The 25,429-nt window shown below is 56.9% G+C and carries 18 protein-coding genes and 6 pseudogenes; 7 read left to right on the top strand and 17 right to left on the bottom strand.

Features of this window, described 5'->3' with window-relative positions; genetic code table 11:
• Positions 1–16: 16 nt before the first annotated feature.
• The 4 genes and pseudogenes from AB8B31_RS32350 to nifH form a co-directional block, all read right to left on the bottom strand.
• A pseudogene (locus tag AB8B31_RS32350) lies at positions 17–334 on the bottom strand (nitrogenase component 1); the annotation flags it as partial.
• 58 nt (positions 335–392) lie between these two features.
• Positions 393–1,934 (bottom strand): nitrogenase molybdenum-iron protein subunit beta, encoded by a 1,542-nt coding sequence (nifK, locus tag AB8B31_RS32345; protein WP_239621149.1) that lies wholly within the window; start codon positions 1,932–1,934, stop codon positions 393–395.
• Positions 1,935–2,056: 122 nt separating this feature from the next.
• Positions 2,057–3,559 (bottom strand): nitrogenase molybdenum-iron protein alpha chain, encoded by a 1,503-nt coding sequence (gene nifD, locus AB8B31_RS32340; protein WP_096772154.1) that lies wholly within the window; start codon positions 3,557–3,559, stop codon positions 2,057–2,059.
• A 106-nt stretch (positions 3,560–3,665) separates the two neighbouring features.
• On the bottom strand, positions 3,666–4,559 hold the full coding sequence (nifH, locus tag AB8B31_RS32335) for a nitrogenase iron protein (protein WP_054186393.1): 894 nt from the start codon (positions 4,557–4,559) through the stop codon (positions 3,666–3,668).
• Positions 4,560–5,023: 464 nt separating this feature from the next.
• On the opposite strand from nifH, the pseudogene AB8B31_RS32330 reads away from it, so the two are divergent.
• Positions 5,024–5,407: pseudogene (locus AB8B31_RS32330) on the top strand (GDP-mannose 4,6-dehydratase); the annotation flags it as partial.
• A gap of 412 nt (positions 5,408–5,819) precedes the next feature.
• Here AB8B31_RS32330 and nodA read toward each other — a convergent pair.
• Positions 5,820–6,407: a nodulation N-acyltransferase NodA gene (gene nodA / locus AB8B31_RS32325; protein WP_096772155.1), complete on the bottom strand. Its 588-nt coding sequence runs from the start codon at positions 6,405–6,407 to the stop codon at positions 5,820–5,822.
• A 937-nt stretch (positions 6,408–7,344) separates the two neighbouring features.
• Between nodA and AB8B31_RS32320 the strand changes: the two genes are divergently transcribed.
• The gene (locus AB8B31_RS32320; protein ID WP_040111901.1) at positions 7,345–8,259 is read left to right on the top strand and encodes a hypothetical protein; all 915 of its coding nucleotides are present in this window, start codon (positions 7,345–7,347) and stop codon (positions 8,257–8,259) included.
• Between the two features lie 351 nt (positions 8,260–8,610).
• Here the strand turns inward: AB8B31_RS32320 and AB8B31_RS32315 are convergent, their stop codons facing one another.
• Entirely contained in the window at positions 8,611–8,829 is a 219-nt protein-coding gene (locus tag AB8B31_RS32315) for a hypothetical protein (RefSeq protein ID WP_096772157.1), read from the bottom strand.
• A 569-nt stretch (positions 8,830–9,398) separates the two neighbouring features.
• Between AB8B31_RS32315 and AB8B31_RS32310 the strand changes: the two genes are divergently transcribed.
• Complete coding sequence (locus AB8B31_RS32310) at positions 9,399–9,596, top strand: hypothetical protein (protein ID WP_037145433.1); 198 nt, start codon at positions 9,399–9,401, stop codon at positions 9,594–9,596.
• Complete coding sequence (locus tag AB8B31_RS32305; protein WP_097622254.1) at positions 9,586–11,649, top strand: recombinase family protein; 2,064 nt, start codon at positions 9,586–9,588, stop codon at positions 11,647–11,649. The genes AB8B31_RS32310 and AB8B31_RS32305 overlap by 11 nt, the downstream gene beginning before the upstream one ends.
• Before the next feature lie 23 nt (positions 11,650–11,672).
• On the opposite strand, the pseudogene AB8B31_RS32300 reads toward AB8B31_RS32305, so the two are convergent.
• A pseudogene (locus AB8B31_RS32300) lies at positions 11,673–12,476 on the bottom strand (IS3-like element ISRel21 family transposase); the annotation flags it as partial.
• 78 nt (positions 12,477–12,554) lie between these two features.
• Here AB8B31_RS32300 and AB8B31_RS32295 point away from each other — a divergent pair.
• Positions 12,555–13,387, top strand: a protein-coding gene (locus AB8B31_RS32295) for an IS5 family transposase (protein ID WP_239621145.1) whose coding sequence is annotated in 2 segments (ribosomal slippage) — positions 12,555–12,771 and positions 12,771–13,387 — 834 coding nt in all. Because the reading frame shifts where the segments join, the coding sequence is not laid out codon by codon here.
• Here AB8B31_RS32295 and AB8B31_RS32290 read toward each other — a convergent pair.
• Positions 13,379–13,627 (bottom strand): annotated as a pseudogene (locus AB8B31_RS32290) (transposase); the annotation flags it as partial. The gene AB8B31_RS32295 and the pseudogene AB8B31_RS32290 overlap by 9 nt on opposite strands.
• A 443-nt stretch (positions 13,628–14,070) precedes the next feature.
• Between AB8B31_RS32290 and nodD2 the strand changes: the two are divergent.
• Positions 14,071–15,015, top strand: coding sequence for a transcriptional regulator NodD2 (nodD2, locus tag AB8B31_RS32285; RefSeq protein ID WP_096772353.1), 945 nt, complete (start codon positions 14,071–14,073; stop codon positions 15,013–15,015).
• 476 nt (positions 15,016–15,491) lie between these two features.
• On the opposite strand, the gene AB8B31_RS32280 is transcribed toward nodD2, so the two are convergent.
• The 6 genes from AB8B31_RS32280 to AB8B31_RS32255 form a co-directional block, all read right to left on the bottom strand.
• Positions 15,492–15,797, bottom strand: coding sequence for a hypothetical protein (locus tag AB8B31_RS32280; RefSeq protein WP_096772371.1), 306 nt, complete (start codon positions 15,795–15,797; stop codon positions 15,492–15,494).
• Positions 15,797–17,362, bottom strand: a complete 1,566-nt coding sequence (gene tnpC / locus AB8B31_RS32275) for an IS66 family transposase (RefSeq protein WP_096772372.1) — start codon at positions 17,360–17,362, stop codon at positions 15,797–15,799. Before tnpC ends, AB8B31_RS32280 begins: the two co-directional genes overlap by 1 nt.
• 72 nt (positions 17,363–17,434) lie before the next feature.
• Positions 17,435–17,782 (bottom strand): IS66 family insertion sequence element accessory protein TnpB, encoded by a 348-nt coding sequence (tnpB, locus tag AB8B31_RS32270; protein ID WP_003574550.1) that lies wholly within the window; start codon positions 17,780–17,782, stop codon positions 17,435–17,437.
• Entirely contained in the window at positions 17,779–18,159 is a 381-nt protein-coding gene (gene tnpA / locus AB8B31_RS32265) for an IS66-like element accessory protein TnpA (protein WP_096772384.1), read from the bottom strand. The genes tnpB and tnpA overlap by 4 nt, the downstream gene beginning before the upstream one ends.
• Positions 18,160–18,411: 252 nt before the next feature.
• Positions 18,412–19,320, bottom strand: a complete 909-nt coding sequence (gene nodD3, locus AB8B31_RS32260) for a transcriptional regulator NodD3 (protein WP_096772347.1) — start codon at positions 19,318–19,320, stop codon at positions 18,412–18,414.
• A gap of 150 nt (positions 19,321–19,470) precedes the next feature.
• Positions 19,471–20,496 (bottom strand): LLM class flavin-dependent oxidoreductase, encoded by a 1,026-nt coding sequence (locus tag AB8B31_RS32255; RefSeq protein WP_096772348.1) that lies wholly within the window; start codon positions 20,494–20,496, stop codon positions 19,471–19,473.
• A 1,444-nt stretch (positions 20,497–21,940) separates the two neighbouring features.
• Here AB8B31_RS32255 and AB8B31_RS32250 point away from each other — a divergent pair.
• Positions 21,941–22,316: pseudogene (locus tag AB8B31_RS32250) on the top strand (ATP-binding protein); the annotation flags it as partial.
• A 102-nt stretch (positions 22,317–22,418) separates the two neighbouring features.
• On the opposite strand, the gene AB8B31_RS32245 reads toward AB8B31_RS32250, so the two are convergent.
• The 3 genes and pseudogenes from AB8B31_RS32245 to istA all read right to left on the bottom strand — a co-directional run.
• The gene (locus AB8B31_RS32245) at positions 22,419–22,775 is read right to left on the bottom strand and encodes a hypothetical protein (RefSeq protein WP_096772349.1); all 357 of its coding nucleotides are present in this window, start codon (positions 22,773–22,775) and stop codon (positions 22,419–22,421) included.
• 401 nt (positions 22,776–23,176) lie between these two features.
• A complete protein-coding gene (gene istB, locus AB8B31_RS32240; RefSeq protein WP_017996675.1) occupies positions 23,177–23,911 on the bottom strand; it encodes an IS21-like element helper ATPase IstB in 735 nt (244 codons plus the stop codon).
• A 5-nt stretch (positions 23,912–23,916) separates the two neighbouring features.
• Positions 23,917–25,410 (bottom strand): annotated as a pseudogene (istA, locus tag AB8B31_RS32235) (IS21 family transposase); the annotation flags it as partial.
• Positions 25,411–25,429 lie beyond the last annotated feature (19 nt).

The raw sequence follows: 25,429 nt of genomic DNA, 5'->3' as shown, positions 1-25,429 counted from the left end.
CCTAGTCCTCCTCATCGAAAGGCTTCTTTTCGGTGGCGCCTGATTCGGTCAGCACCTTGAAGCTCGTGTGCCAGAGCGTCGGACCTGAGGAAGCCGATCCTCGGTTGTCCCAGGAATTGCCCTCACAGCCGAGAGGCCCGTGGATCAGGTGCGCGACGTCGGTGACGGGCTGCAGCACGATCTTGGCGCCATCGAAAGCGCATCCGCCGGCTGCCGCCCCGGGGATCAGCGGCTTCGAGCAGCCGGTCTTACGCGCCTTGGAATCCTTGCTGCGGTTCTTCTCGCAGGCAGGCTCGTCGAAGACGTCCTGGACTTTAGCATTGAGCGAGGGCATTGCGGTCTCCAAGTTCAGATGAAGGCGGCCGGCCTCACAAGGCCGACCGCCGCCGCTCCTAGCGGGTCAGGTCGTAAGAATAGTCCGTCACACCCGGCTCGCTCGTCTCGCGATCGAGCGTGTCGAAGATCTTGTCGAGGATCGTCGTCAGGACGCGCAGGCCGCCCTGGTAGCCCATGAGCGGGAAACGGTGGTGATGGTGCCGGTCGAATATCGGAAAGCTCAGCCGGATCAATGGGGTGCCGGTGTCGCGCTCGAGATACTTGCCATAGGAATTGCCGATCATAAGATCTACCGGCTCGGTAAAGAGCAGCGAGCGCAACGCCCAGAGGTCCTTGCCCGCCCAGACCTGGGAAGCCTTGCCGAAGGGCGAGGATGCGAGCAACGCCTTCATCTCGGCTTCCCAGGCCGACGTGCCGTTGGTAGCAAGGCAGTGGGTCGGCTCACCGCCGGTTTCCAAGACGAAGCGAGCAACAGCGTAGACGAAGTCAGGATCGCCGTAGATCGCGTATTTCTTCCCGTGCAGCCAGGCCTGGCTATCTGCCATAGCGTCGACGAGACGGCCGCGCTCCAGGCCGAGTGCCGGAGGAATTTCCTTGCCGGTAATCTCCGAGACCTTCATCAGGAATTCATCGGTCGCCTGGACACCCAGCGGATAATGGAACGAGGCCGTAGCCTGACCGACCTCCTTGCAATATTCCAGCGTTTTGCGCGTGTTATAGTGCTGCAGCGACAGGGTCGCTTCGGCGTTCAACGCCGTTTTCACGTCTTCGATCTTCGTGCCGCCGTCATACATGCGGTACGTGCCGTCAGACGGCGTGTCGAACTGGTCGGAGGCATCCTGGATGAAGATGTAGGATACGCCCATCATGTCGAGCAGGCGCTTCAGTTCGCGGTTGTTGCCGACGCAGAAGCCGTCGAAGCCGGGAATGATGTTGATGGCTTGGGCAACCTCCTTCCGCTCGTTGCCTTTCCAGAAGTTCTCCAGAATGCCCTTGATCATGCCGTCATAGCCATCGACGTGGCTGCCGACGAAGGCAGGCGTGTGAGCGAAAGGAACATCGAAGTCGTGCGGGACCGACCCTTCGTTCTTTGCGTTTTCGATGAAGCTGTGGAGATCGTCTCCAATGACTTCGGCCATGCAGGTGGTCGAGACGGCGATCATCTTCGGATCGTAGAGCTTGTATGTATTGGCGAGCCCGTCGATCATGTTCTTCAACCCGCCGAACACCGCCGCGTCCTCCGTCATCGAGGACGAGACCGCCGATGAAGGCTCCTTGAAGTGACGCGACAGATGCGAACGGTAATAGGCGACGCAGCCCTGGCTGCCGTGGACGAAGGACATCGTTTGCTCAAAGCCTGCGGCTGCGAAGACGGCACCGAGCGGCTGGCAGGCTTTGGCCGGGTTCACGACCAGGGCTTTGCGGCCCAGGTTCTTTTCGCGATACTCCCAGGTCTTCGTGAAGTCGTTTTGATCGGCAACGACCTGATCCGGGTGGGGGCATTCGAAATTGGCTTTCTTCTCGGCGAGCATCTGCCTGTATTCCGGCTCGCGGAACAGGGGAGCATGATCGAGAACTTTTTCCGCCGACTGCGGCATAGTAAGCACCTTTCTTTTCATCGCGCCGCACCGGTGGCGGCAATGGGATGTCATCTGTCACGAGTGCGGATCAAGGCCGATGGAAGGGCCTGGCCTGCCCCCTCCCAAGACAGGCCAAGCTCTCATTCGGCCGCAACCGCCTCAGCTGGCGCGGCCTTTTTTTTCCAGGGGACGTCGTAGAGATCCCACACCGGATTATTGATGGCCAGATCCATGTCGCGGGCGAATATGGCAAAGCCGTCATAGCCGTGATACGGGCCCGAATAATCCCAGGAGTGCATCTGGCGGAAGGGGATGCCCATCTTCTGCACCGGATACTTCTCTTTGATGCCGGACCCAACAAGGTCGGGGCGGATGCCTTCGATGAACTTTTCCAGCTCGTAACCGGTCACGTCGTCATAGATCAACGTACCCTTGTTCACATAATGGCCGGTGCGCTGATAGTCGTCGTTGTGGGCGAACTCGTAGCCGGTGCCGACGATCCGCATGCCGAGGTCCTCATAGGCCGTGATGACGTGGCGAGGACGCAGGCCGCCGACATAGAGCATCACCGTCTTGCCTTCGAGGCGCGGCCGGTACTTGTCGACGACAGCATCGACCAGGGGCCGGTACTTGGTGATGACAGCCTCGGTCTTGTCGACGATTTCCGGACCGAAGTGCTTGGCTATTTCGCGCAGGGAGGTTTCGATCTGGGACGGACCAAAGAAATTGTATTCCATCCACGGGATGCCGTACTTTTCCTCCATGTGCCGACAGATGTAGTTCATCGAGCGGTAGCAGTGGATGAGGTTGAGCTTCGCCTTTGGCGCGCGCTCGACCTCAGCGAGCGTGGCATCACCCGACCAGTTGCCGACCACGCGCAGCCCCACCTCCTCCAATAGAATGCGCGTAGCCCACGCGTCGCCACCGATATTGTAGTCGCCGACGACGTTGACGTCATAAGGGCCGGTCTCGAACTCGACGTCGTTCTTGTCGAAAACCCAGTCACGGATGGCGTCGTTGGCGATGTGGTGGCCGAGCGATTGCGAGACGCCGCGGAAGCCCTCGCAGCGCACCGGCACGATCGTCTTTTCGTGCTCCTTGGCCTTCTTGCGCGACACCGCCTCAATGTCGTCGCCAATCAGCCCGATCGGGCATTCCGACTGCACGCTGATGCCGTTGTTGAGGGGGAAAAGCGCCTCGATCTCGTCGATGACCTGTTCAAGCTTCTTGTCGCCGCCGAACACGATGTCCTTTTCCTGGAAGTCTGAGGTGAACTGCAGCGTCACGAACGTGTCGATGCCCGTCAGGCCGACGTAGTAGTTGCGGCGTTGCGACCAGGAATAATGACCGCAACCGACCGGCCCGTGCGAGATGTGGACCATGTCCTTGACCGGCCCCCATACCACGCCTTTGGAGCCGGCATAGGCGCAGCCGCGGATCGTCATCACGCCCGGAATGGACTTGATGTTCGATTTGACGTCGCATTCGGAAAGCGCCTTCGGCTCATCGCCAGGCTCGTCGCCGCTCGTTGCGACGCTGAGGTGCTTCTTGCGGCGCTTTGCCGCCTTGTCTGGATATTGCGCTAACACTTCCGCAATGAGCTTTTCATGCAAAACGCTGTCATTCTCGTAATCAAGGCTCATGGGCCCCTGCCCCTTTCAAGGTTCGGGTTAGGTCGTCGTCGACGAAGCGTCTTTCGTGGAAGGACGCGCTGGCTCAAGGGCCAGCGCGTCCTGTCGACAGCGGCAGTTATTGAGCCGCAGCCACCGCTGACTCCTTGGCCTGTAGTTCGGCCAGCATCTGCTCGTCGCTCTTCATGATGCCGAAGTCGAGCAGCATGTCTTCGAGCTCTTCCATGGTAATCGGGGTCGGAATGGTCCCTTGGCCCGAATTGGCATGGATCTTCTCGGCTAGCGCCCGATATTCCCCGGCCTGCTTGGAGTCCGGCGCGTACTGGATCACCGTCATCTTCCTGAGCTCGGCGTGCTGGACGATGTTGTCACGCGGCACAAAGTGGATGAGCTTGGAATTGAGCCTGGCAGCCAGCGCCTCGGAGAGGTCGAGCTCGCGGTCCGTCTGGCGCTCGTTACAGATCAGGCCGCCGAGCCGCACGCCGCCGGAATGGGCATATTTCAGGATGCCCTTGGCGATGTTGTTGGCGGCATAGAGCGCCATCATCTCGCCGGACATCACGATGTAGATCTCCTGGGCCTTGTTCTCACGGATCGGCATCGCGAAGCCACCGCACACCACATCGCCAAGCACGTCATAGGAGACGTAGTCGACATCGTCATAAGCGCCGTTCTCCTCGAGGAAATTGATCGAGGTGATGACGCCGCGCCCGGCGCAGCCGACGCCCGGTTCCGGACCGCCGGACTCCACGCACTTGATGCCTTTGTAGCCGGCCTTGAGCACGTCCTCGAGCTCAAGGTCTTCCACCGAACCTTCCTGGGCTGCCAGATGCAGAACCGTGTCCTGTGCTTTGGCGTTCAGGATCAGCCGGGTGGAGTCGGCTTTCGGGTCGCATCCGACGATCAGGATCTTCTGCCCGAGGTCGACAAGCGCTGCGAGCGTATTTTGGGAGGTGGTGGACTTGCCGATCCCCCCTTTGCCGTAAAATGCGATTTGACGCAAATCTGACATATCGCCTTCCTTCTTTCGTTCCATCCATCGCTGAGTAAAAGGCCGGCAGCTCGCGCCGCCTCCCAGGGCAGTCTTCAAAACCCGTGCCATGTGGGCCGATCGAGCCGAAGGAAAGATCTTTTTGTTGGGTTTCAGGAAGTTAGCCGGAGCCAGCACAGGAAACTGGCCAACCAACCCTAATGTCGCCGACAAGACAAAGCCGACAGACGGTGTCGTAAGGGCATCACTTGCACCGCTCGGTCGACCGCGCGGCAGGGAGACCGCGACTATCAGCAGGATCAAACGAAGCTCCGAAAACTGGAGACAATCGCACATCCCTGTAGCCAAGAGAGAAATGGCGTATCGCACGGGCGACGATGCGAGCGCCCAGGTGACAGAGCTTCGCCTTGTGGCTGAACAAGCCAACTTCGATCGCGCAGGCCCGCAGCGCCCGACAGCTGGCCAAAAACAGCGTCAGGAGCTGCGACTGGGGCCACGCACGTGAGTATGTCGAGGGCATGTGGCGCATGCTGCAGCAGGACAAGCCGGATGGCCACGTCTTGGCGACCGGCGAGACGACGAGTGTCCGCCAATTTCACGAGCGGGCTTTTGCCGATGTGGACATTGCTTTGGAATGGAAGGCGTCCGGCGTCGACGAAATGGCTACGACTCCGCGTCCGGTGCCTGCCTTGTGGAAGTCGATCCTCGATACCTCCGCCCGACGGAAGTCGATCTTCTGCCGGTGATCCGACCAAGGCCCGCCAGAAGCTGGGCTGGCAACACAAGAACCCGGTTCGGGAGCTCGTCGCCGAGAAGGTGCGCGAGGTGTCAAGCACTGGAAGGCCCTGAACAGCCGGGAAGAGCTCTAAGTGTACGACTTGTCCAACAAGAAGATCTGGGTTGTCGGCCATCGCAGTATGGTCGGCAGTGCGCTTGTACGCAGGCTCCGATGCCGTGCTCTGCGGCAGTGGCGTCAGTTAGCGGGTCGAACGAGGAGCGCGGATCGTGAACCCGCGAGCGCGCAAAAATACGGCATTAGCCGATAATGTTCATACTTCCTCCAGGTGCCCGGATTGCGGTACCGAGGCTTCGGGGCATATGTCCCTGATGGTCCTGCTTGTCTCGAATATCTCAAGCTTGACGTCTAAGCGTTCGCAGATCGAAAGGTGCGGGATGTGTCATCGTGTGAGTCGGTCCGTCATCGAGGGTTAAATAGACGCACCGATCACTGGGCCGCCACCGTCTCTCTTCGGATAACTTCAGCTATGGGACCATGCTCTTTCATAGCTCAGGGCCATTCCGCTCGATCAAGGTCCCCGATGGCCAATCACTCATTGAGCATCCTATTGGGAATACTACCAGAATTACGTTTTCACAGCGCGTCGGCGGGAGGTTGAGATAAACATCGGCAAGGGTGGATCGCACGCGTACCCCTTCCAAAACCGTCGCAAGACCATTTCGGCAGAGCCTGAGAACAAGGTTGCGCAACGCCTGCCGAACACCGCCGAACGCAAACCGAACGCCAAGTTGCTGCAGCACTGGGTAAACAATGCGCATCGAATTAATGCCGTACCCCTCAAGATCTGGACGCACGCCCCACAATCCAAGCTCGCATACGAGTAGATCGACCTCGCCAATCCGAACGAAACGACGCAACAACCCCATGTGAGCGGCCACACCGTGCGCATCATAGCCTATTACGCGAAGCTCGGGCCTAGCTCCTGACCAACTACGAGCACCTTCGAATGGAAGGGCGTTGTAAGCTCCAGTTGGCCCATAGGTCTTCCGAAAGAAATCTGCGAGCTCCGTGTGGTCAGAGAGCTCCAACTCGTTTTCCCAGCATACTTTCCACCGCACCTGAGGGCTCATACCTAAACCTCCACTTAATACTCTGTCCAGGCGTCGACAGAGCAACTACTTGATACGCACTCGTTGGGGCGCTTCTAATGGCACTGGTATAAGCTGGTGAAATCATTTGTTTGGATGGAACTCATCCGTCCAATGGATGCGTTCCAATCAATCGGCCTGCCATCGGCTGCCGACGCCAGATGAAGCGGCCGAGCTCCAACTTCTTCGTGAACATGCCGCCTTGTCCATCATGCTGGATCATCTTGATCAGGCATCCACGACATTGAACTGAAAAGTTGACCATGACTGAGGGGCTCGCTACTCAGGCAGAAGCAAGCCAAAGACGTTTTCGGCGATAATCAGGCAAATTGTCGAGATCACATTAGAACCCTCGGCGGGACCGGGCTGGTCTATCCCGGCGTCGAAAGTCGTCGAACGACCCGACCTGGCGGAGGGGTTTTTTCGGAATGTTCGGTTTGCGCCCGTCTGATTCCACACAAAATGGGACGCGGCGATAGGCAGCAGCATTCTCCTGTTGAATCTGAAAGGGGTTCCCCTTGCAAAACGCCCTGGTTCGCTTTGGCTATCGCAACCCATGGACCGGCACGCTGGGTATCGGCGAAGATTGCCAGAGGACATACTTGCCTGGCGATCCCGACCTCGGGAGAAGATGATGGGTACAGGAATGGATTCGCAGATCAGTGCGTTTCCGGTGCAAGCTTTTAGGACCCCGGACACAGCAAACGCCTCCCAGGACTGGCGAGGCGGCCGCGAGATCGCAATTTTCTCCTAGATAACGGTATGAGGTGATCGTCATACCCTGGTCACCGGATGCCGATCGTCACGCACATGGTCTGATACAGAGCCGGCGGCGCCGATGTGCCCCCGAGGAAATACTTAGTGACTGGCACGATTGTTGCGTCGTCTCACGAAAGACAGCCGTTAACGAGAGGTCACGATGATTGACGTATGCTCGATGGGGATGGTGTTGTGCGGTGGGTACCTTCTTGCTGCATCCGCAGGCAGACTCGGCGGCGCTGAGAATGTCTTATCTGACTCGCCATTGTCCGCGGCTGATGTATCGAGTTTCGAGACTTTCATAGTTCGCAGCCCACCGACATCACTCAATCTGGATCCATTTTATGCCAAATATGCTGACGCAGCGGGCATACCTATTATTTCGTCAAACAAGGTTCCAGACACGGCACTATTGATCTCACGTGACATTGTCCTCTACATGTTGTCAGAACGCCGTGATGTCCGCGATGCTTTAATCCAGGCTGGAGCGCGGGTGGGCGTCATGGCAATTGACGAGACGACGACTGATATTCCCGAGCAGCGGGATTGGAAGAAGCCTCTTCCCGATGATCCACGTCTCACCCCTGACGAGCGGCGGGATTACGCCAACACGATCGGCAAGATGACTGCCCGAGACTACTGGGCACAAAGGGCGCGCGGCATGGGCGGGCTCTACACGACGGGAGCTGTGGAGAATTTGATGGGCGTGCCGGGCACGCGGTATTACGGCGGGAACATTCTTGTTCACGAATTCTCACATAATATTTTCTACGCGCTGCGCACGGTAGATCCTGATCTCGTTGCACGAGTTGAACGTGCCTATTCGCACGCCTACGAGAAAGGCCTCTGGGCGTGTTCCTATATGGAGAACAACGTCGATGAGTATTGGGCCGAGGGCACGCGATTTTGGTTCAATACGAACTTGGCTTACAGCCGAGGCAATCTCACCATTGCCACATCAGAAGATTTCGAGGCTCACGATCCAAGCCTCTATAATATCATGGCCGAAGTCTACCGCCATGACCACCACATTCTGGCGGATGTCTATTACCGGCATTCGGCGAAGTCGCAGTAATGTCCTTTGGTATTGACTGCCGGCCTCATGCTGCAATCCCGCTGGAGACCCGAACTATCGCTGATCGTCCGTAATTTGTCAGAGCCAGCCATAAATTTGAGTTTCCGTTCAATTGAAGCGCCCATGTTGTTCCCACGGGTGCATACCAAGTACTTCGTGACCGCTGGAATTGGCTCCTTGTGCAACATCGAGACCAAAGGCGTAAACTTTGACGTCTGTCCCCTTGCTGGCGACACTCGGCCGCGGCGCAAAGGGCGATATCACCGGCTTGAACATGCCACGCCGAACCCATCCTGGTTTAGCGGTGCTGGAGATGATCAGTGTTGTTAAGCCGTTAAACGTTTCGTGGGCCTATTCTGGCGCATCTTCGAGGAGGCCGTCATAGACTTCCATGAGCGCGTTGTTGATAGCCTGTCCAAGAGCATTGCCTGCTTCCCGGACTGCGTCTTCGGTTCCATCACGTACGGCCTTGGCTAGATCAAAACCCTGTTCGCCGACAATCTGCTTGGCGACCTTGATCGCCCAGTTACCAAAGTCATCCCGATTGTCTATATTGATGCATTCTTCCATTGTTCGTCTCATCTATCTATGCGGAGCGCTTCCCGTGACCTGCCACTGAATTTTCATCCGGCGGCGATTAGAGCCTCGGCGTCAGTGAACCGCTCCCAAACGTTGGACCACCGCATGCTAGAGTTTTCCGGCTTTACTCAGGGAGGCGGGCTGGTTGCGCACCCTGAATTCACCAACGAGATCGGCACCTTGTTGCCGATCGCACCATGAGGTCTTTCCTCATTGTACAACACGACGACAGAACACCCACGGGACCGAGGTTCGCGAGCTTCTGTATCCGTGGCATCCCTGGTCCGGACGGCTTGTTCACGTGCATGAGGCGGTGTCTAAAGGGACGCATATTTTCCGCTGCAGCCTTTCTGGTTCTTCTTCTGGTCGACTTCTTGAGGTCCCGTCGTGGATGTTCGACCGATCAGTGAGTGGTTGTTGGCGCAGCCTGGCGGTCCCGCACGTCGATCTCGCAAGCCTGCATTCTTTGGCAAGATTGCTGAAGGACGCTGATGCCTCATCGCAATCTTCGGTAATGGGCGCAGCATTGGTCTCTCACGAAACGAGTCGGAGAGATGTTCATGCCTCGCCAGCCCATGACATGCCAGTTCGATCTGTTCTCGGCCCCGCAGCGGGGGAAGACGGCAGGGACGCCGCAATGGCCGGAGTTGCCGGAGGAGACCCGCCAAGCGTTGACGGTGCTCATCGTGCGGCTGTTCGTCGATCACGCAAAGTGCGGACATGCCTGCCAACAGAAGGAGGCCGGTCATGATGCATGAGAAGATCGCGCCGCATCATCTGGAGCGGAAGGCCATCCTCTATGTTCGGCAGTCCTCGGCTCACCAGGTTCTGCACAATCGAGAGAGCAGCGCCCTCCAGTACGCCATGCGCGACCGTCTGGCAGCGCTTGGATGGTCACATATAGAGACGGTGGATGACGACCTTGGTCGTTCGGCCGCCGGCGGCGTGACCCGCGCTGGATTTGATCGGATGGTGGCGGAAGTCTGCCTTGGCAAGGTAGGCGCCGTGGCCGCGCGTGAGGTATCGCGCTTCGCCCGGAACAGCCGCGATTGGCAGCAACTCATCGAGATGTGCCGCGTTGTCGATACCGTCCTGGTCGACCAGGAAGCAGTTTATGCGCCCCGCCAGGGCAACGACCGCCTGCTCTTGGGTTTGAAGGGCAGCCTCAACGAGTATGAACTCGATCTCTTGCGTCAGCGTTCCCTTTCCGCCCGCTATGAGAAGGCTCGCCGCGGTGAACTCGTCGTCACTGTTCCGGCCGGCTTCGTAAAGGCCGGTGACAGGATCGAGAAGGATCCCAATCGGCGCATCCAGGAAGCCATCGCACTCGTCTTCGACAAGGTCACCGAACTCGGGAGTGCCCGGCAGGCCTTGCTATGGTTCCTTGAGCAGGGATTGGACCTGCCCGTCAGGTGCGCCAACGGTGACGTCATCTGGCGCAGGCCAAATTATGCCACCATCCACCGGATGATTGCGAACCCGATCTACGGCGGCGCTTATGCTTATGGTAAGAGTCGTTCCGTACCAGGATACGATGGCCGATCTGGAATTCGCCGCAAGGCGCGTGATGAATGGCTGGCGCTGATCCCGGATGCGCACGAAGGTTACATCAGTTGGGAACGGGCGGAGGAGATCCGCAAGATGGTCAGCGACAATGTACCGGCCAGTCGCCATCATGGAGCGCCGAAGCATGGCGACGCTCTGCTTGCCGGCCTGTTCCGCTGCAAAAGGTGCGGCCGGAAGCTGACGGTTCGTTACACAGGAGCCAACCATAACATCCCGCGCTATTCCTGTTGGCGAGGGTTGCTCGACAACGGCGAACCACGTTGCATCGCCTTCGGCGGTCTGCGGGTCGATGACGCGATCGAAGAGGCACTTCTCGGCGTGGTCGAGCCAGGAGCCATTGCCGCCGCCGTCGAGGCGGAACGCAATATGGCCAACCAACGCGATCAGGTTCAGGATGCCCTGATGCGCGACCTCGAGGCAGCACGCTATGTAGCCGACCGGGCATTCCGGCAATATGACGCGGCCGATCCAGAGAATAGGCTGGTGACGTCGGAGCTGGAAGCACGCTGGAACAAGGCGCTGACTGGCGTCGGTGAGATCGAGGCCAAGATTGCCAAACATCGGACAGTTACGCCGCATCCGTTCCCCATGTCCGCATCACAGGTAACCGCACTTGCGGGAAACCTTCGCGCCGTCTGGACGGCGCCGACAACCGATGCAAGGCTGAAGAAGCGCATCGTGCGCACGCTCATCAATGAAGTGGTCGCCGATCTCGATGATGGAACCTCTGAGATCGTCCTCGTCATTCATTGGGTTGGAGGCGTCCACACCGAACTGCGCCTGCCGAAGCGACACCGTGGCCAAAGAAATGCGACCCCTGACGACATTGTCGACGCTGTGAAACAGCTCGTCTTGATCGCCAATGATGATGTGATTGCCGGTGTCCTCAATCGCAACGGACTGACGACCGGCAATGGCAATCGCTGGACACGGGAGCGGGTCACCGCGCTGAGGTCATATCGCAAGATTCCGGTCTTCCGTCCGCAGATCGACGGGGTTGAGCCATGGCTTAATCTGGGCGGTGCGGCGAAGTTACTCGGGATATCGCCAAAGACGCTGCGTCTGGCGGCCGAGGCTGGCGATATTAAGGGGGCTCATCCGCTACCCGATGGCCCATGGATCTTCAGCCGTTCCAAACTCGCGACCCCGCAAGCACGTCAGATTCTCGATCGTGCCCGGAAGAACCCTCGCCACCCCGCGGGATCGCCTCCAGATCAGGAAAATCTATTCCTTTCAATGACATAGAAAGATGGGTGTTATGAAACAGGATTGTAGTATCTACGCCAATCCTCCATCTTTTCGCGGGCATCCGCAAGGGTCAGGAACCAATGCTGGTTCAGGCATTCTGCACGGAAGCGGCCATTGAACGCTTCGATGAAAGCATTATCAGTTGGCTTGCCGGGGCGTGAGAAGTCCAACGTCACGCCCTTGGAATAGGCCCACAAGTCCAAGTCGCGCGACACGAACTCCGTCCCTTGGTCGACACGGATCGTTTTCGGATAGCCGGCTTTTTGGCACACCCGTTCAAGGGTTTGCACAACGTCTTCGCCTCTATAGCTATGACGTGGATCAAGCACCGGCACGTAGCGCGAGAAGGTGTCGACCACCGTCAGCACGCGCAGTTTCTTACCCGTTGCGAGTTGGTCGTGAACGAAGTCCATCGCCCAGACGTCGTTGGGGCCGACGGCCATGTGCCGATCCTCGCGAAGCTTGGCTTTTACCCTCCGCTTCGGTGTTTTGTTCCGCAACTGTAGCCCCAAGTCCCTGTAAATGCTTGTAAGTTCGCTTGATGTTGGTGCCCCAACCCTCGCGTTCCAACAGCACATGCACGCGGCGATAGCCGTACCGCACACGGATCTCGCAGATCTCGCGAATACGACGTTCCAGACCGGCCTGATCAGTACGGCGAGAGGTATAGTGGTGAGTTGATCGATCGAAGTTCAACGCTCCACAAGCACGCCGGATCGAGATCGCCCAATCGCGGCACATGCCTTTCACCATCTCCCGCTTCCGAGCAGGCCTCAGAGCTTTCGGCGGATGACATCCTGCAACATCTCGCGGTCCAGCGTTAGAGGCTGCCCCAAAAAGATTTGAGTGATTTCAGCCAGTTGTGATTCCTTCGGATTTGCGAAGATTCGATGGAGTGCACAATGGCCTGGACTGAAACCACCCGACGGCAATATGTCCGTCGGACGAGCCGATATGCAAGCGATGTTACCGATCGCGAATGGGAATTTATTGCGCCGTTCATGCCCGCGCCACGGCGTCTGGGCCGGCCACGCAAGACCGATCTGCGCGAGGTTTTAAACGCCCTTCTCTATATCGCTTCGACAGGCTGCCAGTGGCGGATGCTGCCGAAGGACTTTCGCCCTGTTCAACGGTGCAGCGGTATTTCTATGAATGGCGGGCAATGGGTCTTTGGCCACGGATCAACCATCACCTCGTCATGGAGGCGCGGGAGCTGGATGGGAAAGAAGCTTCACCGACGGCTGGCGCCATCGACAGCCAAAGCGTCAAGACGACTGAAAGCGGTGGTATTCGGGGCTTTGACGCTGGCAAGAAGATCAAGGGCCGCAAGCGCCACATCATTGTCGATACGCTCGGGCTGATGGTTGGTCTCGTGGTGCACAGCGCTGATATACAGGACCGCGACGGGGCTCCCGATCTTCTGAAGTCCATCCGCAACCGATGGCCGTGGCTCCTTCATGTCTTCGCCGATGGCGGCTATGCGGGCGACAAGCTGAAAAAGCGGCTGCAGAAAATAGGAAAATGGACACTCGAAATCATCAAGCGTACCGACAAGGCCAAGGGTTTCGAAATCCTGCCGCGCCGCTGGGTCGTCGAACGGACGTTTGCGTGGTTGGGTCGATGCCGCAGGCTGGCCAAGGACTTCGAGACATCCATCGCTTCAGCAGAAGCCTGGATAACCATCGCTCACATCCGAATGCTCACCAGGCGGCTGGCAAGATACGGATATCGTTGAAACCTTTTCGAGTCCGACTCTTAGATCCGCGACGATCTTCTTCAGGCGCGAATTCTCGTCCTCGAGCTGTTTCAGCCTCTTCATCTCCGGTGGCAGCATGCCCGCGTATTTTTTCTTCCAGTTGAAATAAGTCGCCTGGCTGATCCCCGCCTTCCTGCAGATTTCAGCAACCGACACGCCTTCATCACCTTGCTTCAGAATGAACGCCTTCTGAGCGTCCGAAAACTGCGATGCTTCCATCGTCTTCTGGTCCTTTCCCAGCCAGGAAAATGCACCGGAAAACTCTAACCAAAATTGGTCCAGTTTGAAGGGTTCAGATCAAATTCTCAGTGGCAGGTCAACGCCACCATATCTTGAACATGCTTCCAAATAGAAGGAGCCCGCCAGTCGATAGCCAGCGTACGGCAAAGCCTCTCCGGTATCGCGATATGATGAACCTACTTCCGCCCATTCCGTTCACTAGCGAATGTTATGTCGCTCGGTGACGCCGCTCCACATCGCCTATTGCTAAGGCGCCTTTCCATACTTAAATTAGACTATCTGCAACTATAACGTCTATCGTAACTATGCACGCTACTTAATAGATCATCGACGAACCTTCATTGGAGCTAGGCTGGAAGGTTCTGTACTGGAAAACTTGATTGTTTGGATATAAAATATCCGTTGTTTGGATGTGACTAAAGATGCGTTTCAAGGGCCTTGATCTAAACCTGCTCGTTGCACTGGACGCGCTCACGACCGAGCGCAACCTAACGGCTGCCGCACGTAGTATCAATCTAAGTCAGCCAGCCATGAGTGCCGCCATTGGCAGGCTGCGGGACTATTTCCGCGACGAATTGTTTACAATGAATGGTCGAGAACTTCGGCTGACGCCACGCGCCGAAGGACTTGCCTCGGCAGTGCGCGAAACTCTCTTGCAAGTACAATGCTCAATCATCTCTTGGGAGCCATTTAACCCGTCGAAGTCTGACAGATGCTTTAGAATAGTTCTGTCCGATTTCATGATGCTGATATACTTCAATAAAATCATTGAGCGCGTTGCTCGAGAAGCGCCCGGAGTCAGCTTCGAGTTGCTGCCTTTAGATAGTGATCCGTACGAAATGCTTAGCCGCGGTGACGTCGATTTCCTCATACTGCCTGAATTTTTTCTCTCGGGCGCACACCCGAGCGCAAAGCTGTTCACAGAGAAATTTGTATGCGTAGCCTGTTCGACAAATGTGGACCTACCTTCAGCGCTGACGATCGAGCAATATGTTTCCATGGGACACGTCGCTGCCGCGTTTGGGCGCTTTTTGAAGCCATCGGTCGAGGGCTGGTTCTTGCTCGAGAATGGGATTCAGAGGCGGGTGGAGGTCGTCGTGCAAGGGTTTAGCTTAATACCATCAGTCCTGCGTGGCACGAAACGCATAGCTAACCTACCGCTTCGCTTAGTCGAGCATTACGAAAGTACTTTTCCTTTGCGGATCATCAACCTTCCGTTACCGCTTCCCGTCTTCACCGAAGCTGTTCAATGGCCAGCGCTACATAATGCCGATCCAGGGAGCATCTGGTTTAGGGAGATATTGGTTGAGGAAGCTTCCCATATGATTTCCTCCAACGCACTTAAAATACATGGCTCGCTGCAATAATCCGGTTCCTGACGGAGGTTCCTGCTTGAGTACGATCTGCCGAATCCGAACAAGTTCAACTAACGCGGAGAATTCGCGGCCGACGCCGAAGTCATGATACTGCACCCACTAAACAGGCGTTTCAGAGCCCAAACGCATGAAAATTCACAGTGGGGCGCTCGCATTGGATCGCTGAGGAAGCCGCGGTTAGAAAGGCTGCTATCATAAACTAGTTTAGAATTCGGCGATCCAATCGCCTGTGAAGCGGTTAAACGCGAACATTGGCCACATTCCCGAGGCCTCCGTCCCTGCTTACGTAGGAGCAGCGTCCGAGCTTAGGAGATGCCACCAAAAACCAAGAACCATCAGAAACGAACAATACCAGCAATTGTGGTCCCCCAGCACCCTTCGCTTTGCCGCCGAAGGTGCTAGACCGCAGGTCGCGCAATCGTCGTAAGCGTCCGGCGAATGCATTTTTTGCGTCAACGAGGCACGGTTTAGGACTTGCGGATTAGCTCATCTGCCATGACGCGCTCGATCACCTCGGGATCGCATTGTTCATCGACGAGGAACTGGCGGATTCCACCATCCCACGTCCGTATGTCGGCCAGGAGATCTCGAAGGTCGTCAATTCCATTTTCGGTCAGGCCTTTTGTGCCATCTTCACTGCCATCGCGGACATATACCAATTCGCCCTCGGCGATATTGTCCGAGTTGGCGGTGACTTCCTCGAGTAGTTCAAGGTTCTCGCCGATCATGACGGCGACTTCTTTGAGCGTGTAGATGAACCTCGAGCGTGCCATCACGCAGCCTCGTATCGGTCTTTCGCCGGCACCCACTGCCACGGCAGCAGTTCCTGGAGCCGATCCTTGGGATGGCTCGGGATCCGGGTCAGGACGTCTGTGAGATAGACCTCCGGATTGTGGCCATGGAGTTTGGCAGTCTCGATGATAGTCAGAATGTTGGCGATGCGCTCACCGCCCTTGTCTGACCCGGCGAAGAGCCAATTTTTTCTTCCGATTCCAAGCGGACGCATGGCTCGCTCAGCTATGTTGTTATCGATTTCGACACGGCCATCGTCGATGTAAACGCTCAACGCTGCCCATCGCGAGAGGGCATATCGCATCGCTTCAGCCAGCTTCTGCTTCTGTGGTACCGCCTGCAGCTTTTCCTCGATCCAGCTCTTGAAGTCTGCCAGAAGGGGCCTGGCGTGTTGCTGGCGCAGTGTACGCCGCTCGTCAGCCGGCATGCCGCGGATACGATCCTCGATATCGTAGAGCGCACCGATGCGCGAGAGCGCTTCGTCAGCGATTGGAGATGGCTTCAGCTTGATCACATCGTGGAACTTGCGGCGCACATGGGCCATGCAGGCGGCCTCGACGATCTGGTTGCCGTAAAGCTTCTTATAGCCACCATAGCCATCCGCGTGCATCACGCCGCTGAAGTTTGCGAGATGGTCGGCTGGATGCGCGCCCTTGCGGTCGGGGCTATAGTAGTAGGCAATGGCTCTTGGAGTGGGATCTTGATAGCCGCTGCCATCGAAGACATAGACCCAGACCCGCCCGGTTTTTGTCTTTCCTCGCCCAGGGTCGAGAACATCGACCGGGGTATCGTCCGTATGTATTCGGTCGACCGCCGCGATATGGGCTCTGATCAGCAAGATGAGAGGAGCCAGCAGAACTGACACGCGGCCGACCCAGTCGGCCATCACGGATCGGGAGATATCTATCCCCAGCCGGTCGTACATCTCGGATAGACGGTAGAGCGGGATGTGATCGTCGAATTTGGCGACCATGATATGGGCCAGCAACCCCGGTCCGGGCTTGCCGCGCTCGATCGGCAGGGTCGGCATTTCGCCTGCCACCGTCGTATCGCAGTCCCTGCAGATCATGCGCTTTTCGACGTGGCGGACAATCTTGATGGACGCCGGCACGTGCTCCATCACCTGGATCACCCTGTCGGCGGCCTTCAGGAACGATGTGCCACCACAAGTCGGACAACTGCAGGGTGCTGCATAGACCAGTTCTTCGGTTGGAAGACCATCGGGCAATGGTTTACGCTTCGGCTTGTCCGGCGCGTCGTCCAACTCCGGCAAAGGAGCTTTCCCGGAGCGCATCTCAGCCTCGGCGCGGGCGGCTTCGATCTCCTCCAGCATCAGTTCGAATTGCTCGATCTTCCGGTCGATCTTTTCCGAAGAAGCGCCATGCTGCCGATGGCGGAGCAAATCCAACTGCGCGCGCAGGAGCCCGATAATGGAGTCTCGCTTGCTGACTTCGGCTTCTTGGCGCTCAAGTTTCGCCGCCTGTTCAGCGACGAGCGCGCGCAAAACAGATAGCTCCTCCTGACTGTCCAGCGGCGTTATTTCCATACCCGCATACGTAGCCGATTTGCGCCGGAAGCGCTAGCATTATGCTCCGGATGTCCTTGCAAAATATAGCTTTTAACCCGTTCGACCGGGAGCGGAAGTCCACGCAGGTCGGCGCCAGTCGATCCCCTCAACAAGCATCGACAACTGAGCTTGCGTCAGATGCGCAACCCCATCTTTCGCTGTCGGCCAGGGAAAGTATCCGCGTTCCAAAATTTTGTAAAACAGGCAGAACCCTTGGCCATCCCACCATAAAAGTTTGATCCGATCAGCGCGTTTTCCGCGGAAGCCGAAGATTGCGCCGGAGCCCGGCACCTCCTTGATAGCCGTCTCGACAAGCGCGGACAGTCCATCAATGCCACGCCGCATGTCGGTCACCCCGCAGGCCAGATAAACCCGCACATTCCCCGAAGGCCCGATCATGCCGCCTCCACACAAGCGACCAGTGACGATAGCACTTCGAGATCCATGTCCGCTGCAATTCTCAGTAAGCGGCCATTCCTCAGGACGATTTCAACGTCTTTGCATCTCGGCCGAGCACTGCTCCTCTTAGAGCCTTCACTCACGCACTCCGACGCTCCGATAAGCGATACCGGGATGAACGATGCGGTCTGGGGAGATTCGGGTGGCAAGAGCTTCTTTCGCCAGGCGTAAATCTGCTGCGGAAGAACGTCGTGCCGGCGCGCCACATCCGAAACGGTGCCATCCGCGCTGAACGCTTCTTGCAATATCGAAAGCTTCAGTTCCGTCGACCATCGACGTTGTCGCTCGGCACCCGTCAGGATCTCAACCTTGGCCATTCATACCCTGTTACGTCACAAATGAATCATCTGTGTCGTAACTTGCGCCAATCCCACACCTAACCAAAATCCGCTCACCGGACGCTCACCACCAATCGTCCGAAGGCCGGCCGACCGGCGACGGACGTGGCGCTCAGCTTCGTCGATAAAATGGCCTGCGGGTCAGTCACAGGTGGTGCCGTCTTCAGCTAATCGGGCACGTCGCGGGTCGATCGATTCCAATGCAACCCAGCTTCCTAGGTTTCAAGATGGTCACGGCAATCGCGCTGCCTCCTGAACCATTATATCTCGCATCCAGATATTTGCCGGATCTTTGTCGTGAAGTACCGGCCATTGGACCGCCTCGGTGAATGTCGGCAGCGTTATCGGGGGCGCAGTCATCCGCAACGGTATCTTGTCCTCAAAAAGCCCAACTAATCGTAACGGAATGGTTGCGATGCGATCAGTGCCCATCAGGGCGGCGGGGATCATGCTAAAGCTTGAAACAACGACTTCGACCCGCCTCTTGAGGCCATGCTCCTGCAAGAAGCAATCTTCTATGGTAGGCTGCTGCGTCCGACCGAACCTAACTACCGCGTGCCCCATTGATGAATACTCCTCTGCAGTAAGGGCTTCCTCAAGTTGTTTGTTATTACTGCAGCCGACGCAAGTCAGTCGTTCCTGAAATAGATCTATCTTAGGATGCGCGCTCGACATGAATAACGGTGGGCTAATAAGGAAGTCTACGTCGCCGCGTCGCAAGAGCTCGTCTGGATTGTCAGTAAGCGGCAGCAAGTCAAAGCTAATGCCGGGTGCCTCCCGCGCAAGACGCTCCAGTATCTTCTGAAAAAGAACAACTGTAACGAAATCGCACAAACTTACTCTGAAATGACGATCTGATTGATCAGGAGTAAATTTGTCCCAGGAAATGATATTGAGACGAATATGCTGTAAAGCCTCACGAATCGCAGGCGCGAGGTCTTCCGCACGCGGCGTTGGAACAAATTCACGACCACGCATCGTAAAAAGTTCATCGCGGAAATAGGAGCGGAGCCGGCGGACGGCTGCACTCATTGCGGGCTGGCTCAGATTAATGCTACGTGCCGCCGCAGTAAGGTTGCGCTCAATCATTAGTGCATCGAGCGCGACAAGGAGATTTAGATCGAGGCCCTTGAATCGCATATCTTTTAACTATCCAATAATGCAGCCCTTCCACAACGGTTGTTCCTACGGCGATGGCTGAATTCGCCTTGGCGCTCCTCAACCGATTTGAGGGCGCGGACACAGAGACTTAATCTCTGTGCTCGGAAAGCAACCTGAGGCCAGTCCAGATTAAGCCATAACTCCAGAGTGAACGCTCGTTGCAGTGTAATAGGAAGCCTCCAATGGCAAATCGCCAAACGCCAGCTGGCAAAGAAGATAATTAGCACCTGCTTCCTCGACATGATCGAGAAGATCTTGCCTAACTGACGCCGCAGTACCAACTACGCACAACTGACAGTCTACTGCTGCATCAAAATCTGGCGGGAGGTTCTGAGGAGTCTGTATCCCGTTTATCTCGTACAGAAACTTAAAGCTCCGAAGCCACCGTTGATAAGCCGGGGCCGCGAGCGAAATGGCATGCTTCGTCGTGCTGCCGGCCACCACCATTCGGACCAACCCAAGGAATGGCGCCCGTTTCCTGCCCCCGGCGGTATGTCTCTCGTGTGCTCGGTAGGCATCAGTGATCTGGCGAACAGTCGAAGCAGGGCCCCCGCAGGCAAGATTTGTATCGTTCTCAGCCGCCCAGCGCGCAACCTCAGGACGACTGGTTGTAATCCATGTCGGAGGCTGAGGACGTTGGTGTGGCCTCAACATCAACGGGACTTTGTCTAGTTCAAAGTGATCGCCTTTGTAGGAAAGAGCTTGAGCTCCTCCCTTCATCGCTTGGATGACGATCTCGCTGGCTTCGAGATAGCGCGATGTCGCCACCTCCTCCTCAATACCGAAAAAGCCCCATTCGATTGGTAAGGAGCCGCGTCCCATGCCCAACTCGAGCCTGCCACCACTCAGATGATCCAGCATGCAAATTTCTTCAAACGCACGTAGCGGATGATAAAGGTTCAACAGCATAACCAACGGACCGAGACGAAGATGCTGCGTGCGCTGAGCTACGCCTGCTAGAAATAGATTCGGCGAAGGTCCCCTACCATGGGGGGTACAGTGGTGCTCTGCGACGTGATATCCAAAAAAGCCAAGGCGATCGCAAACCTCTGCCAATTTCATCCGATCTTCATATTGGCGCGCAATCTCTCTGCCGTCTTCGTCCAAATGGTCGAAAATGCCAACCATCAGCTTTGCGGGAAGAGAGTTTGTCATCTGAATGTCTCCAAGTTTGGCGGCGAGTTTTCGGTGGCCAGAACCGGAGGGTGGCCCCGATGTCTTTCGCCAGGAATTATTCGCCCGTCTTAAGTTTGCACTGAATTATCTAATGGTTACGGCGGCGCCGGAAAATCTATCCGAAGCCCGTTGCGCTAGGTGGTTGGAGGGTCTGGCAGGATTGGAGGCCGCACATCCAGAGCCTATAAATGTTGGGGCTTCGAGTTTATTGAACCTGCTCAGCTTTCACCCCCTAGACTAGGACGCCACCCGCTTCATCTACCGCTGCGAGCATGCGATTGCTGGCGACGGCTCTCGCATCCACAATCGGGTGGCTGCTCCAAGAATGCAGTCTACAGTTTCATCAATGGATTTATCTGCGTAGCCGTACCGATACTCACGCATATGGAATGGCAAAGAGCTTCGTTCGGAAACATTTACCAGTATATATTTCTCCGTTCTAATTCCCTTTGCCAAAACCTTCCATTTTTACCCGCCCGGGCCCTGAAAAGTGCGAAGTTAATTTCGAAAGGGTGATCGAAAGCCCCGCTCCGAAAGCGCCAGGCTCACTACCTCACCCATACTTAACATCCTTGCGGTTCTCTTCGTAAAGCCGTTGGCTCTGAAACCGATGCTGACGCCGATGAGCTGAACATAATGCTCACGCTGAAATGATATTGGATCCTTCATATTCCCTGTATGACTTCGCGGCGAGTAACACCCCATCTCGCATACCCACAGCTCCGTTCACTTTTGAGAACCCAAGGATTGGGAAGTTCGATTAGTGGTTGTTCAGCTTTTGTGGCGACCCGAACGGGTTATGGCTGGTATTCGGTGTAATGCGACGAGGCTCTTGCAGTAGGCGAAGAAAGGACCCAGAGCTATGTCTCCGCACTTGATTGGCAGACGAGAGTGCGTTCTGCATTTCCACGTTGGCCATATTCGTCTCCATTTATCGGCCAGGTCTGTGACCTAGCCCTCGGCTGCTCTCCGGTGGAGCAACATCATGGTATCCCCAATTCATAGTCGAGGTGTTTAATAACATCCCACGGCTTCGTAAAATTAATTGTTTGTATGGCATTGATCCACCAGGTGAATAACCCGGGATCTCCACCTTCAAAGGGTTGCTCAAACGTCAACGCTTCTTGCCACGTCTGACCCAGGGCACAACAGCGCTCGCCCCGATGTTCAGAAGGCGTCTAAGCGTTCGATGCCATTTTGGATGTTCGGCCGAACCGTTGCTTTCCTTCGGTCGATCGAAGTGGCGTAAGGCCGACCCGGGCGAAATCACGGTCCCTTCTGAGGTGGAAGGATCAGGAGCCAGTGCGGTTGTATGTCCCTGCATTTCCAGATCTTAGCTTTATAGGATGAAAGGTGTTACGATTGGGAGATGAGGAGACGCCGCGTAGGGGCTGGCAGATCAGACTCTATAGATCGCTTCATGGACTTGATGCGCGGCCGTTTCTTCAATGTCATCGATCTGGTCAACCGGTTGGAACGACAAGCAAGGCGGATAGTCGACTTACCTCACACGCCTCGACTTCATCACCCTCGATGAGATCGGCTATCTGCCGTTCGCGAAGGACGGAGGCCCGCTCCTGTTCCATCTTATCCGCAGGCTTTACGAGCGCACCTCGATCCTCGTCACCGGCGAACATGGCCTTCGGTGAACGCCCCGTCGGCGTTCGGTGATGCCAAGATGACGACAGCACTGCTTGATTGGTTGACTCACCATTGTAGAAATTGGGAAAGAGTCCTGGCGCTTCGAAAACCGCTTCAAAGCTAAAGTCGGGATCCCTACACCCGCACTTGGCCCATAGCCATTAACTAATTCAGAACCAATTTGAAATGGAGAATGCGCACTGATTCAGCGCCAGTGATACGGGTGGAGAAGCTAGCGGTGGCCAAGTTGGCAAATGTAGTTAGGTACTGTCAGGCGGCGAGAAGAAGCAGTTCACGTCGTTTTCCGTCGGATGAAGGCAGATATGATACCGGCCATCTCCCGAAGGGATTTCGTCCCCATACGGAATGAAGAAAAGGTGCGGCTCTGTCGCGAGGTGGTGGTCGCCCGCATGCAGTAAGACGGAAAAACCGCGGGGCCCTTTACGAATGTTCTGAGTCGGAATGGACTGACAATCTCCACTCAAACCGTGGGCCTTGCAGCACGCCGGAGGATAGGTCCAGCCGCTCTTCGCTTGATGGGCGTCGGTTCGAACGATAGTGCAGACGGAGATCGCCCCAAGTGCGATCAGCAACCCTGTTGATGTGGCGAGTGTCATTGCATACCTCCTTAGAGGCAGCCCCTCGAAAAACGCCGGGAGGTTGCGCACTGATTGCCAAGAACGCGCGTCTTTTCGATACCTCGTCTTTTTTGTCACGGACACTTCCGGGTCAGAAACGCCTGCGCATCTAGGACCATCGCCATGGTACGTAGAGGCACATAGAGGCGAGTGAGCATCGGCGCCATTAGGATACTGCTCCGCTGCCGGGAAGTGAAGCCAATCTTCTGCCGCGCCGACCGCACGAATGGTACCTCCGGGCTGTCAATCAGCACCGAACATTGACCCCTTTTGCTTATCCAATTTTGACCCCCCTGTGCTGTAGATCAGCGCTTGGCCTGCCCGGCGCTGGCCGGGGTTGCAGAGGGTAGGCCAAGTGCGGGTGATGGGGCTCTTCGGCTTTAGCTTTGAGAGCGGTTCTTGAAGCGCCAGGATTCGTTTCCGGTCTCGACGATCTCACAATGGTGCGTCAGGCGGTCGAGAAGTGCCGTCGTCATCTTGGCATCGCCGAACACCGTCGGCCATTCACCGAACGCCAGGTTCGTGGTGACAATGATCGACGTGCGCTCGTAGAGCCTGCTGATCAGATGGAATAGGAGTTGGCCGCCGGCCAGGGCAAATGGCAGGTATCCGAGTTCGTCGAGGATGATGAAGTCGAGACGATTGAGATAGTCGGCCGTCCGCCCTTGCTTGCCGCTGCGCGTTTCCGTTTCCAGCCGATTGACCAGATCGACGACGTTGAAGAAGCGCCCGCGTGTTCCGTTGCGGATCAGTGCACGGGCAATCGCGATGGCGAGATGGCTCTTTCCGGTTCCCGTGCCGCCGACGAGGACGACGTTACGCTGATCGGCGACGAAGGTGCCGGTAGCCAGCTCCCGCACCAGGGATTCATTGACCGGCGTATCGGTGAAGTCGAAATCGTCGATGTCCTTAGCGAGGGGCAGCTTGGCGATGCTGAGTTGGTAGCGAATGGAGCGGGCCTGCTTCTCGGCGATCTCCGACTGCAAGAGATCACCGACAATGCGCGGCGGTTCGTGCTGCCGTTTGATGCCGTTGCCCATGACCTCGTCGTAGGCGCTGCGCATTCCATAGAGCTTCAGCGTGCTCATCAGTTCGAGAACCTGTGTGCGTTCCATCAGCTTGCCCTCCTGAGGCTGTCATAGCGTGCGCAGTCGGCGACCGGTTCATGGGTCAATCGAAGCGCATCCGGGGTTTGCAGGGTTGCGGCCGGAGCCGGGTCACGACTACGAGCCAGAATGTTGATGATCACCGAGGCCGAGCAGACGCCTTGGTCCAGCGCCTCCTGACAGGCCGCATCGACGGCCGTCAGACCATCGGTGGGAACGCATGCAAGGATTGTGACCATTTGCCGATCACCGTCGTGGACGCTCTTCAGGCGCTTGCGGACCTTCTCCATCGCCGCTGGCAACACCCAGTCCCTGAACGGCGCACCATTGCGCAAAGCGCCGGGTTTGCGAGCCAGAACGGGTACATAATGCCAGGGATCGTAGATCGTCTCGCCACGGCCAAAGCAACGCGGATGCTCACCGACGTTCACGCCGTCCTGCCTGATGACGATCTTCTCGGCATAGGCGTGAACCTCAACAGGGCGGCCGACCGCAGTCGAGAGGACGGAGTATTTGTTGTTGTCGAAACGGACCGTGCAGGTCTTCGACACCGAGGCCGGGACGCTGTGGAAACCATCGAACGGCCCGACGTAATGCACGAGGCTGCCGCGTTCCTCCTCGAACACCTGCCAGATCATTCGCTCGGTCTGTTCAGGATGACGGTGTGCCTTGGCGTAAGCGATGCACTTATCGAGCAGCCAGACGTTCAGCTCTTCCAGGCTTTTAACCCGAAGACGTGGTGTGAAGAAGCGTTCTCGAACCAGTCCGACCTGGTTCTCGACCTGTCCCTTCTCCCATCCGGATGCGGGCGTGCAGGCAACGGGATGGACCAGATAGTGGCTACACATCTGCAGGAAGCGGCGATTGTATTGTCGCTCCTTGCCGACGAACACCGCCTCGACCGCAGTCTTCATGTTATCGTAGATGCCGCGCGTACAGGTGCCACGGAAGAAGGCGAAGGCCTTGTCATGGGCATCGAACACCATCTCCTGGCTCTCACGCATATAGGCTCGGGCGAACATCATCCGGCTGTGGCAGAGCCGGACATGCGCGACCTTCACGGTCGTAGTCACCCCGTTGATCAGAATGATCTCGTGGCTCCAGTCGAACTGGTAGGCTTCGCCCGGCGCGTAATAGAGGGGCACATAGGCTTCCGCCGTCACGGCTCCCCGGTTCTTCGCCCAGGTCTTGGCATATCGCCGGATCGCGTCATAACTGCCGTCGTAGCCGAGTGCCCGAACCTCCTCGTAAATCCGGATCAGCGTCAGCCGTTCGCGCGATGCCTTGCCTTCGTTGGCAATGAGGAACCGTTCAATATCACCCTTCCAGGCTCCGATCCTGGGCAACGGTTGATGTTCTCGTTTGTAGACAAAATCAGTCGCATCAGAACGCAGGATTTTGCGAACCGTATTACGCGAAACATTCAGCTCTCTGGTGATCTTCTTCACCGACCAGCCCTGAACATGGAAGGCTCGTCGGACACGGGCAATCGTATCCACTCTCTTCAACTCCCCACCCCATCCACTG

It is taken from the genome of Rhizobium sp. 62_C5_N11_2 (assembly GCF_051811185.1).
GTDB classification, from domain to species: domain Bacteria; phylum Pseudomonadota; class Alphaproteobacteria; order Rhizobiales; family Rhizobiaceae; genus Rhizobium; species Rhizobium leguminosarum.
Note: the sequence above shows the minus strand (reverse complement) of the source record. Positions and strands in the feature narration are given on the sequence as shown.